Here is an 11,614-nt window from a genome sequence, read left to right as displayed (position 1 = left end):
TATGTTCAGGCGAGTGCGGCGATTAAAGCAGTTGATTAGGGTATTCAATCTGATAGGGTTTCCTGATTGGATCTTGATGACCGAACCATTGTGCCTGTGTACGGAACCGGGAATTGAAAAGAATCATCGTGTGCTGATTCCGCAACCCGATAGCTGATGTGAAAACTGGTCACAGAACGCTAACAATGCTTAAAATCCCCGAGAATGAACCCCCAAAGCCTATTTTGTTTTGCCATCGCTGGGATTGCCGAAAGAAGGAAGTTTCACTCTCTTTGATTTCAAATCCCCAAGAACCGCATGGTGCTGAATTCATCTTTACGCAAATGCCGTTTGAAGAACTGGTAAACGATCACGACGAATGTGAAGAAATTGAGCATGCTGAGATGGTTGACGAGTCCTTCGAAGAAGCAAAGAAAATTGAATAATTCAGAAACCTTTGGTTGAACACAACAAATTTTTAGGATTAAACCATGAAAAAAAAATTACTGGCTTATAGTGTTGGGGCGCTTTGTGTTGGTGTAATCGCCTTCCCAGCTTGGAAAATGATTAAAGAGAAAATAGCTTATAACAAGGATTATCAGGAGCAGTTGGATTTAATTGTTAGAGGCATTGAGATCCATCGTTGGAAAACAAGAGCTGACATTATTGCATGGAAAATAAACGTAACTATACCGGATGATATTGAATATGAGGTATGGGATGAAGAGTATGAGATTCCAAGAGTGTTATTCAAGGCCAGAAAGTATGGAGCTCCAGATTTTGATCTTTACTCAATGGGCATAGACGGGAAAGACGTCAAACTCGTTGCAACACGTGAGGATTTTGGTGCGAGCATTCTACCTCTGGGCTACTTTACAGGTCCTAATCGCTCTCCTGATGGAAGGTATATTATTTCAACATCAAATGAGAAAGGATATGGTTGTACCCTCTATGATATAGAAAAAAGAAAAGGGCAAAATTTTGCATCAGGTCGATGTTATATCGAATCATGGATGGATGATGGGAAAATTGCAATTATAAACAACGGTGATGGAAAAGCATTTCTAACACTTGCATCACAAGAAATGAAATATATAAAAGATATTTATGGGTATGATTTTGAAGATGCTAACAGTAAGTTTTTCTTGGTAAAAGATGAAACAAAAGCCATTTCAAATATTTACAATGATAATGATTATGTAAATACCATTCAAGGGAGTGGCGAACAGATAATTTATGATATGCCAGGATTCAAAAATCCTGAGCGAGGCAATTATCTTTCTGATGAATGTAAGTTTGGTGGAACATTTGGCGTGAATTCTAGCCTTTTTACTTGTAGTTATGATAATAATAACCTTGAGTACAATGTCTATGCATCAAACGATCCTAAGAAGATAGTTGGAAAAAGCTTAGGTTTTCGAGTAATTAAGCTAGGTGAGTGGGGGATGCAAAATGGTGAATTATATAGAATAATCAAAAAGCCTAAAGACACACCATTGACTAAAATAAACTATTACTATGATTTTGGCGATGAATATCAATTTACAGTTTATGATGATTTGTATCTCCCGATCAGCGCACAGGAATTATTTGGAGATCTGAAAGTTTCAGAGTATTTTCCTGAATTGCCTTCAAGAGAAAAATATGAAGATTCTTGGATTAAACAACTATACTAATAAAGGTTATGTAAATGACTATAGAAAAAAAGATACAGTCTGGCTTTTATTTAATGGGTCGTCTGTATGATAGTGTCCATTCCCCCTATGCTGAAACCGTCTAAACTGGATGCTGCTACAACACCACTGGATGAATTGTTTGTGCATTCAAATCGCCAGGCGTTTGAACCCCAGGAACATACCGCTGATATTCAGTCTGCCAAACTCCATCAGGTCTCTGAAGACGATATGGCCAGGCTGACTCAACAGTGCGCAGTATTGAATCAGTATGCATCTTCAAATACACCTGTGGCGTATGTGGAAGGACATAATAAAGGATTCTAAGTGACGCTTGAGCAAGGCCTAGAGGATGAAAATATAGGCTTTGTATAAGAGATCTATGCAATCTTGAATGACACGAATAGTGAGTGGCAACAGTCTGTACTCTTAGAACCAACAGCGGACGCTAGTGGACACTTTATTCACGGAGTATTTGAAGGGATGCCATCAGATGGTGAATTTTCTCTGTATATCGCGAGTCCGTGTGATCCGAACAGTGGCGAATATGTGTTTTTGAATAAAACGTATCAACAGATGATGGAGCCAGATCAATTTGAACCATTTACACCCGCTCCAGAAAAGGAAACTGTAGATACGGAAGAAAACCTGAAGAAAGAACAAAGACTAGAAGACCTAATGTCGATGTGGAAAAAGAAGCATTAGGTATAGATATATAGGAATGATGAGATGAATAAATTAAAAAAATCAGTAATTGCAGCGCTAGGGTTATCTGTAATAGGTGGCTCTGCAGCATATGGATATTTCTATGTCACAAATCCATATGATGAAGAGTATATGGGAAATTTAAAATATATTGTAGAATACGCAGATAAATCAGAGGATAAAATATCTCGTGTTGCTTGGCCGATATATATAGAAATACCGGAAGAGCCTAAGATTGAAATTTGGGATAGAAAATTTAACATGCCTCAGATTATGTTTTTTTTATCGATGAAATCGAAAGGTGATAAGGGTGGTCTTTATATCATGAATATGAATGGTACAGATGTTCGGATTCTTTTTACACAAAAAGAAATCGGTGGTATTCCAGAGAGGAAAGGGTTATCACGACCAAATCGATCACCAAATGGGAGATATATTATCACCGCTATTCAGCCTGAAGGATTTAATTACAAATGTGCTATATACGATTTAAAGAATAGGCAGGTTGAAGATTTAGGATATGGGCGATGTTATAACTTTCATTGGGACAAAGATTCCAATGGAGTATATTATGTTGGTGGGAGGAGTTGGCAGGATCCATATTATTATGATGTAAATAAAAAACAACAAAAACACTTACATCCGACCCAGGATAACTTTCTTGATGAGTTAAGCTTTGAAGGCGATCTATCAGGAGGTCTTCCTATAGATAATGGCGTACATTATATTCGACAAGTAAAGCGTGACTCGTATAAACTGGCTGATTATTATGGAAGAGAGTTTAAATTTAAATTACCTGATATGAAATATATTGGAGAAGTGAACTCTTTACCGAAAAACTGTGACTATGGTCAAAATTTCAGTGCGGATAGTAAATATTTCACATGTGCTCACTCTAAAGATGGGCAGTATTATTACACACTAGAAAAACCACACGAAAAAATAGGGAAAGCCAGAGAATCTTTGATTATACAAGCTGGGAATTGGTATATGCCTGAGAATTCTAATGTTATATTCAGAAGTACCATTCATGACGAGAGTACACCAATATCTGGAATTTATTATTCTTATAACTTATCCAAGTCAAAGGATTTTATCGGATATCTTTCATATTATCTTCCTGCAGATTTATTACAAAATTATGAAAGTATGAGTTTTAGTGATTTCTTTCCACCATTGCCTAATAAAAAAGTTTACCAGGAAACACGAACTAAAATTATCAACAAGGAATAAATTATGGCTGAGCTATCAACTTCTAGAATATATTTGATGGGGCGTATCCACAATATTGATGGTGACGTTTCTAGAGGGTCTAAATTATTTGATTTACCTTATGAGTCGCTCGTTTTTGGAGGAGATAATTGGTATGGTGAGTTTACTTATAACTCAAACAATCAATCAATTAGTAAGTAAGGTAAAGTCAGGTTACCCAATAGCTTATAGCGATCAGTATGGTAAGTTAAATATTATCTCCGATGAGATAGGAAACAATATTGAATCAACTATAGTAGGATCCCCCATAGTCGTAAAGCCGGGTGCTTGCGGATCCCCTCATAATTTCCCCAACCCACAAGTGTGCGTAAGGCGTTGATATTCGGACATCGCCCAGTGATATTAGGACTCTTTAATCTTGTATCGTCGATGGCTCCTAACTGTCCACTTCCCCTATGCTGAGACAGTCTAAACTGGAGATTTCTGCCACATAACAGCAGGAGAGCAACATGAAGAAGTCACGGTTCACCGAAACACAGATAGTCGCGATTCTCAAAGAAGCAGATGCTGGCTTGAGGTCGATGATATTTGCTGTCATCCCCGTATTTCAGCCAGCTATACTCATACCGATTGAAAACAGCGGTTGCGGTCACACAGGCATGAAATGAAACCGACGGGAGAAAGACGATGAAATACCAGGGAAGCTGCCACTGCGGCAATGTTGCTTTTGAGGTGGAAGGCGAGATTCAGGAAGCACTGGCTTGTAACTGCTCTATCTGTCAGCGAAAAGGTTCGTTATTGTGGTTTGTGCCCCGCAGTGAATTCAAGTTGCTGTCGCAAGACAGCGCAGCAAGCACTTACACCTTTAACCAGCATGCGATTCAGCACAGGTTTTGCCCGACGTGTGGTATTCACCCTTATGCGGAAGCGACAGACCCGCAGGGCAACGCCATGGTCGCCATCAATATCCGATGTATTGACGGTATCGATCTGGATGCAATTGCGGTGAAGCATTTTGATGGCCGGTCGTTGTAATCTGATCTTGCTGGTGTGATGATGTCACCTGTTGCGTAGTTGCGTAGTTGCGTAGTTGCGGAGTTGCATGGTTGAACAGACAAAACAGGGGGCGAAGTTGGTCGCAGGAAACAGGGAATTTTCTACACTTTGGCGGCCAGCGCGATTTTCCGGCATTGAACTGCTGTCCGCCTCGTTTACTCAGTTTGAATTCTCCCGTCACTGGCATGAAGAACTGGCCATTGGTGTGATAGAAGAAGGCGCAGAAGGGCTATTTTACCGGGGCAGCAACATCGTGGTTCCCCAGCGTCAAATCGTGGCGATTAATCCCTCGGAAGTGCACACGGGTTTTGCGGGCAGTGAGCAAGGATGGCGATACCGGATGTTTTACTTTGCTCCGGAGATGATCGAACAGCATTTTGCTGACAGCGACAAAAGCGTTGATCCTATCATCGACCGCTCTGTAATCGACAATCCGGCCCTGTTTGATTTGCTGCTTCAACTGCATGTGGCGTTCGAAGCTGCCAGTTTGGATCTGACCAAACAGTCTTTGCTTACGGTGGCGTTTGAATCCTTGTTTACGCAATACGGCAATGCCGGTCGTGATGCCGACAAGGTTGGGCATACACAGAAGCATACGGGTGTTATCCGGGACTACCTGCACGACAACTGGCAGGACAATGTCACCCTGGAGGCGCTGGAAACCGTGAGCGGCCTGACGAAATTCAAACTCATCCGGGCTTTTAAATCCCACTACGGGCTGACGCCGCACCAGTTTTTGCTGCTGACAAAGGTGCAGAAAGCCAAAACACTGTTACTGGAGGGCCACAGTTGTGTTGAGACGGCGCTCCACTGCGGCTTTTTTGATCAAAGCCATTTCACCCGCAACTTTAAACGCGCTTTTGGCGTGCCTCCCAAGCATTACGCGATACAAGCTTAGCAACTGCAATTTCATACAAGAAGCCAATCTCTCCGGTGTTTAGCATATCCCCGTAGCCTGAGGTTACACGGAACAGATGTGTTGAATGAAACGGAGATAAACAGATGAGTTTCTTATTATTGTGGTTGGGTGTCATGTTGCCATTAGTGTTCAGTCCGGGGCCGGCGAATATCGTGTTTGCCGCCTCTGGTGCCAGTGTCGGGGTCCGGCGGTCTCTGCCATTGCTGCTGGGGATAGACACAGTGTTTTTGATCAAGTCCTTACTGATTGGGCTGGGATTGGGCGCGCTCATTCAAGAGTATCCGCTGGCGCTGCAGTTATTACAGTGCGCGGGAGCCCTCTATATTATTTATCTGGCCGTGGGTTTTCTGAAAGCCAGCCTGCTCGAGCACAACGGGCAGCAAAAGCGCTTAGGGTTTTACGATGGCGTGATCATTCAATTACTCAACAGCAAAGGCTGGCTGCTGGTCTTACTGATGTTTTCTCTGTTTTCAGAAAAAGCCTATCAGGAATACGGCGAACAATCGGTGTGGGTGTTAGTGGTGTGGCTTGCCATTCTCAATATCTCCATGCATCTGGTGTGGATCTGGGCCGGCGGCTTGTTAGCAAAACTGGCTGGTGACAGCAAAAATCAGAAAGTACAGGGCTATATTTACTTCGCATCCTTGATGGTTGTTGCTGTCTGGTTGCTGGTTGATAATCCAATCTGGCAACACGGGGGATAGCCTATGAAAGTGGCTGCGCTGCTTCAGATATGCGCGATTTCATGCTCTGATTGCATGCAATCATAAAACGTATATATTGCTGTATATCAGTATGGTCTGAAGTCGTACAGTCGGGAGGGGCAATGTTTGCGGAATACGGGGTGTTGAATTTTTGGGCCTATGTGGTCGGTGCCATCTTTATTGTGCTGCTGCCCGGGCCTAACTCTCTGTTTGTGCTGAAAACCGGCATGGGGCAGGGGATCAGGCAAGGCTACCTGGCGGCAACGGGCGTGTTTATCGGCGATGCTGTGTTAATTTTCTGCGCCTATGCCGGTGTTGCGACCCTGATTCAGACAACACCGATTTTGTTTACCCTGGTACGCTATCTTGGTGCGATTTATCTGCTTTTTCTGGGCGGAAAGATTGTATACAGCGCTTTTCAGTCCGGCGAATCGGCAGAGATTTCTCCGGCTTTACAGGGCGAGAAGGTGTTTCGCAAAGCACTGATACTCAGCCTGACCAATCCCAAGGCCATTTTGTTTTATGTGTCTTTCTTTGTGCAGTTTATTGATATGAGTTACGCCAGCCCTGGGGTGCCATTTCTTATTCTGGCGGCGGTACTTGAAATCATCAGCCTGATCTTTCTCAGTGTTCTGATTATTGCGGGCGCCTACATCACCCAGTTGGTGCGCGCCAGCAAAGGCATGCAGAAGATAGGCAATGCCTTAATGGGTACGCTGTTTATCGGCTTTGCCGCCCGGCTGGCCATGTCGAATGCGTAAGTTTCATTAGTCACCAACAAGGTTCAGGAAGAGCTTTCCTGAACCTTTTTTCCTGCTCTGCTCTGGGTTATTACAGGCTCACCAGTACCATGCTGATAAAATGAGCAGTGACTCATGACTCAATACAGTATTTGATTGGCATTTTCATTCGTCTCTGTCAGAATGACTTAAAATTACTTAAGTGGTTTTGAGTGTATGACTCAGGAAGAACGCCTGATTCATCTGACTTCGCTGATAGAACAGCAAGGTAAGGTGACCCTCAATGACATCTGCGAGCAATTTACCGTCTCGCGCGATTCTGCCCGCCGTGATCTGGTGAAGCTTACTCAGCAGCCGGGAATCCAGCGTATTCGCGGCGGCGCGGTCAGAGCCTCGGTATCGGCCCGTCTTGAGCCCTATTCCGGCAAAGTGATCAGTGAAGCCAAGCAAGGGCTGGCCCAGTGTGCGGCACAACTGATTGATACCGATGATCATCTGTTGCTGGATACCAGCACCACACTGACATTAATGGCGCGATACATTCACCGGCCTGCTACTGTCATTACTAACTCTGTCGATATCCTGCAGCAACTGGCGGAAAACCCTCATGTTGCCGTGCATTTACTGGGCGGTAAATTTGATGCTTTCCACCGCGCGGTGTTAGGCCATCAGGCTGAAAAGCAGCTGGCTGACTATCGGGTAAATAAAGCCTTTATCGGCGTCTGTGCATTATCCGAACATGGCTTGTCGACTAATAATGAACAGGAAGCCTCGCTGAAAAAAGCCATGATGGCTCAGGCGCAGCAGGTGGTTGTGGTGTGTGAACAGCACAAGCTGGGCCAGAATAATTTTCATCATGTCTGTGGCCTGGATGGCATTGATGTACTCATCACAGACCAACCACTTACAAACGCTTACGCCGAACGCTTTGACAGCCACGACATTCAAGTGATCGTGGCTTCCACCACACAAGGACCGCTTTGATATGCGATATTCTCCGGTAAAAACAGCCGTCATTGGCTACGGTTTTTCTGCAAAAACCTTTCACCTGCCTTTCATTGCGGCGATGGATGAGCTGGCGCTGACCGCGATCAGCAGCAGTCAGACAGCGGCGGTTGCCGCCGATTATCCTGCCGTGACCTGTTTCAGTGATGCCGATGCCCTGCTGATCGAGAGTGATGCTGAACTGGTGATCATCACGGCGCCCAACGACGTTCACTTTCGTCTGGCGAAACTGGCGCTGGAAAACGGCAAACACGTCATAGTAGAAAAGCCTTTTGTCACCAAAGTGGAAGACGGCGAAGCACTGATTGCGTTAGCCGAAGAAAAGGGGCTGGTACTGAGTGTTTTCCACAACCGCCGCTGGGATGGCGACTTCCTGACAGTGAAAAAGCTGGTGGAAGAGGGCAGGCTGGGCGAGGTGAAGTACTTTGAATCACACTTTGACCGTTTTCGTCCCGTGGTGCGTCAGCGCTGGCGCGAAATGTCTGAAGACGGCGGCGGTATTTTGTTTGACCTGGCGCCGCATCTGCTGGATCAGGCGCTGGCACTGTTCGGCAAGCCTCAGGCACTGACTGCGCAGTGTATGGCCATGCGGCCGGGTGCGAAAACCATCGACTACTACAATCTGATCCTTCAGTACCCTGATCATCTGGTCCAGCTGCATTCCAACCTGTACAGTCCTGAGCCGAATTTACGCTTTAAAGTGCTGGGTTCACTGGGTAAATACGAGAAATATGGCCTGGATCCACAGGAAGATTACCTCAAAGCCGGCGTAAAACCCGAGCAGCCAGAATGGGCAACAGAGGACGCAGCCAACTATGGCCAGTTGCATCAGGAAGAAGGCTCGCAGGTGATTGCCACAGAGCTTGGCGGTTATCAGCATTATTTTGCCGGTGTTGCAGACGCGATTCGTTTAGGCTCTCCGAACCCGGTGTCGGCTGAGGAAGCGTTGCTGAATATCAGGCTGATTCAGCTGGCAATGGAAAGCAGCCGGTTGGGGCAAACCATGAAGGTGGACGCATGAAGCTGACACTGGACATTTTGGCGCAGCAGGAAGCGGACTTGCAGCTTGAGCAGTTTAATCATGAGACCGCCTGGGCGCTGGGCTCGTTGCTAAAAGCCAATGCAGAAGCGAAGCAGGCCTCTGTTGCGATCGAAGTGTACGCGTTTGGCCAGACCCTGTTCAGCTATGCGATGCCAGAAACGAACCCGGATCATCAGGACTGGATTCGCCGCAAACGCAACAGCGTGCTGAGGTTTGGTAAAAGCTCTTATTACCTTGGACAGCATAACGCCCGCAAACAGCGTGAGTTTGAAAGCCAGCACCATATAGATGCGCGGGATTACTGCGCGCATGGCGGCTCTTTTCCACTGCGTATTAAAGGCTGCGGGTTAGTGGGCGCGGTGACGGTATCGGGGTTGCCTCAGGAAGAGGATCATCAACTGGTGACGGATGCCTTGCAGCATATTCTCCAGTCCCGGCAGGGAAACTGAAACCAAAGCCGCTCGCCCTGAGCGGCTTTTTTTCGGCAGCTGCCGGACAAGCATCATCTCGATGGCGGCAGAAATCGATGACATTTCCATGAGAATCACAAAACAGAAGGATATAAAACAATTTGTCTATTATTCATTTGCGGCATGAATGTAGTATGCAACTGAATTTAAAGACAATAATAAAAGGAGTCTCGAATGCAATGTCCTAAGTGTCATTCGAAGTTTGAGCATATTAATACCCCGCTGGGTGATATTGAGCGCTGTACAGCTTGCAAAGGTTTATGGCTGGACGCTTATGAAATCGAAAAAATGAAGCCGCTGGCCGATGCTGTCGATATCGGGGATGCCGGGATCGGTAAGACATTTAACGGTATCGACCAGATAGAATGCCCTGTCTGCCCAAGCAATAAAATGCTAAGACTGGTTGACCCGAAACAGCCCCATATCTGGTTTGAAAGCTGCCCGACCTGTAAAGGCCGTTTTTACGATGCCGGTGAGTTCAAGGATCTGGCGAAAATCGATTTGTCGGATTTCTTCAAGCGCTTCCTGGTTGAAGAGCGTCTGTAAGTGCCATTGAGGCTGCTATATTAGAAGGGCTCTGCGAATGGTAATGCGCTTGTAAGCGCTGCTCCATTCGCGGTTGTCCAGCCAGAAAAGCGGCCACACTTACGGTTAGATATCACGAAGAATCAAACTGCATTATCTGTCAATTACAAATACTTACATTCAATCTTCTGCTAACTCGCAAATCAACAGATTATTTTTCTGAAGCCAACGCCGCCTGCCAAACTCCACATTGCATATAAGCAATTGGAGATATTAGTGATGAAAAAATCAATAGCCTTAGTGGCTTTTCCTTTCATTGTCAGTTCTGTCGCGCTGGCTCATGACCTGTATCCTGCTGTGCCCAGTTCACCGGTCTCTCAACACATCATTGATCAGGGTACGGAGGTTCAGCCTCTGGTGTCTGACGCAGACTTTGTATTCAGACCCTATCAGAACCCGTTTGATGAACAGGCATTTTTTGACAGCACTGCCCCGAACTGGGCATCTTTGCAAGAAACCCTGATGCACTGGAGTGGCGCGACGGGTGTCGATCCCAGAGTCATACTGGTCACTGTCCTGTTGACGGAAGACTGGCATCCGGATGCGGATTTTAATCAAGCACAAGATATTAAGTTTAAAGAGGCGATCAAACGCGTCGCTAACCATTTATCGCAATACTTTTATCGTTATGAAGCTGACACAGTGTTACCGACCAATGCCTCTACACTGGCGATTCTCAGCACACTGAATGATCCGCAGCGCGCCGCTGAATGGTCGCAACACTATGTGGCCTGGTTTGGTGAGTCGGCGCCAACGCGCCAGAGCCGTGCGCAATCGCGTGCCGCCAGCACGCTTGCTCCTCCTTCCGGCTTTATGCAGATGCCCTGGTTTCAGGGGTACAGCTGGGTGCCTAACGGGCCGCATGCCCACAGTGGTTCTGGTTTTCCGCTTTCTTCGATTGATGTCTCGTACGACTGGCCGGCCTGGGGCGGAGCGACGTACAGCGTCACCGCTGCTCATGACGGTTATGCCACTGTGTTATCACGCTGTCAGGTGCGGGTAACCAATCAGAATGGCTGGGCAACCAATTACTACCACATGGATGGCGTTCAGGTGTCCAACGGTCAATGGGTCACCAAAAATACCAAGCTGGGTACTTACGCCAACAATCGCTCGACCGCTTTGTGTGAAGGCGGTTCGTCAACCGGGCCACATCTGCATTTTTCACTGCTGTATCAGGGGCGTTTCCAGTCGATGCAAGGCACCAGTTTTGGGCCATACCAGGTTCAGACCGGGCGCTACAGTTACGATGATAACTGCAGCTATACCTGGCTGGTGGATCAGCGCAGCAATCAAAAAGTCTGTTTCTGGCGCCGGATAGATAATCCGGTCATGTGATGATTGAAGCAGAGCTTGTATGTTGAGGGGATCATTGCACCACACACTGAGCACGAAAGATTCCCTCCCCTTGGCAAGTAGAGGGCTAGGGTGGGGTTCGTACGGCGTGCACCGATTTGGCACTTGTGCTCGATAACCCCCTCCTAGCCTCCCCCTTGAAAAGGGGGAGGAACTGACTGAGCTTGT

At 46.2% G+C, this 11,614-nt stretch carries 15 protein-coding genes; all 15 read left to right on the top strand.

Annotated elements, in window-relative coordinates; genetic code table 11:
- Positions 1 to 185: 185 nt before the first annotated feature.
- Positions 186 to 425 carry a hypothetical protein gene (locus P0Y67_RS21140; protein ID WP_342393452.1) on the top strand — a complete coding sequence of 80 codons (240 nt, stop codon included), beginning with the start codon at positions 186 to 188 and terminating at the stop codon, positions 423 to 425.
- 45 nt (positions 426 to 470) lie between these two features.
- Positions 471 to 1,655, top strand: a complete 1,185-nt coding sequence (locus P0Y67_RS21135; RefSeq protein WP_342393451.1) for a hypothetical protein — start codon at positions 471 to 473, stop codon at positions 1,653 to 1,655.
- 66 nt (positions 1,656 to 1,721) lie between these two features.
- Positions 1,722 to 1,979 (top strand): hypothetical protein, encoded by a 258-nt coding sequence (locus P0Y67_RS21130; RefSeq protein WP_342393450.1) that lies wholly within the window; start codon positions 1,722 to 1,724, stop codon positions 1,977 to 1,979.
- 63 nt (positions 1,980 to 2,042) lie between these two features.
- On the top strand, positions 2,043 to 2,357 hold the full coding sequence (locus P0Y67_RS21125; protein WP_342393449.1) for a hypothetical protein: 315 nt from the start codon (positions 2,043 to 2,045) through the stop codon (positions 2,355 to 2,357).
- Between the two features lie 24 nt (positions 2,358 to 2,381).
- Positions 2,382 to 3,590, top strand: coding sequence for a hypothetical protein (locus tag P0Y67_RS21120; protein ID WP_342393448.1), 1,209 nt, complete (start codon positions 2,382 to 2,384; stop codon positions 3,588 to 3,590).
- A gap of 3 nt (positions 3,591 to 3,593) precedes the next feature.
- Entirely contained in the window at positions 3,594 to 3,770 is a 177-nt protein-coding gene (locus tag P0Y67_RS21115) for a hypothetical protein (RefSeq protein WP_342393447.1), read from the top strand.
- Between the two features lie 486 nt (positions 3,771 to 4,256).
- Positions 4,257 to 4,604 carry a GFA family protein gene (locus tag P0Y67_RS21110; RefSeq protein WP_337111934.1) on the top strand — a complete coding sequence of 116 codons (348 nt, stop codon included), beginning with the start codon at positions 4,257 to 4,259 and terminating at the stop codon, positions 4,602 to 4,604.
- A gap of 67 nt (positions 4,605 to 4,671) precedes the next feature.
- Complete coding sequence (locus P0Y67_RS21105; RefSeq protein WP_342393446.1) at positions 4,672 to 5,523, top strand: AraC family transcriptional regulator; 852 nt, start codon at positions 4,672 to 4,674, stop codon at positions 5,521 to 5,523.
- Between the two features lie 104 nt (positions 5,524 to 5,627).
- On the top strand, positions 5,628 to 6,248 hold the full coding sequence (locus P0Y67_RS21100) for a LysE family translocator (RefSeq protein ID WP_342393445.1): 621 nt from the start codon (positions 5,628 to 5,630) through the stop codon (positions 6,246 to 6,248).
- 122 nt (positions 6,249 to 6,370) lie between these two features.
- Positions 6,371 to 7,009, top strand: coding sequence for a leucine efflux protein LeuE (gene leuE, locus P0Y67_RS21095; protein WP_342393444.1), 639 nt, complete (start codon positions 6,371 to 6,373; stop codon positions 7,007 to 7,009).
- Positions 7,010 to 7,204: 195 nt separating this feature from the next.
- Positions 7,205 to 7,972, top strand: a complete 768-nt coding sequence (locus tag P0Y67_RS21090) for a DeoR/GlpR family DNA-binding transcription regulator (protein WP_342393443.1) — start codon at positions 7,205 to 7,207, stop codon at positions 7,970 to 7,972.
- 1 nt (position 7,973) lies between these two features.
- Positions 7,974 to 9,014 (top strand): oxidoreductase, encoded by a 1,041-nt coding sequence (locus tag P0Y67_RS21085; RefSeq protein ID WP_342393442.1) that lies wholly within the window; start codon positions 7,974 to 7,976, stop codon positions 9,012 to 9,014.
- Positions 9,011 to 9,484 (top strand): heme-degrading domain-containing protein, encoded by a 474-nt coding sequence (locus P0Y67_RS21080; RefSeq protein WP_342393441.1) that lies wholly within the window; start codon positions 9,011 to 9,013, stop codon positions 9,482 to 9,484. Before P0Y67_RS21085 ends, P0Y67_RS21080 begins: the two co-directional genes overlap by 4 nt.
- A 195-nt stretch (positions 9,485 to 9,679) precedes the next feature.
- Positions 9,680 to 10,051, top strand: coding sequence for a zf-TFIIB domain-containing protein (locus tag P0Y67_RS21075; protein WP_342393440.1), 372 nt, complete (start codon positions 9,680 to 9,682; stop codon positions 10,049 to 10,051).
- A gap of 258 nt (positions 10,052 to 10,309) precedes the next feature.
- Positions 10,310 to 11,428, top strand: coding sequence for a M23 family metallopeptidase (locus P0Y67_RS21070; protein WP_342393439.1), 1,119 nt, complete (start codon positions 10,310 to 10,312; stop codon positions 11,426 to 11,428).
- Positions 11,429 to 11,614: the final 186 nt, after the last annotated feature.

It is taken from the genome of Photobacterium sp. SP02 (genome assembly GCF_038519165.1).
GTDB classification, from domain to species: domain Bacteria; phylum Pseudomonadota; class Gammaproteobacteria; order Enterobacterales; family Vibrionaceae; genus Photobacterium; species Photobacterium halotolerans.
Note: the sequence above shows the minus strand (reverse complement) of the source record. Positions and strands in the feature narration are given on the sequence as shown.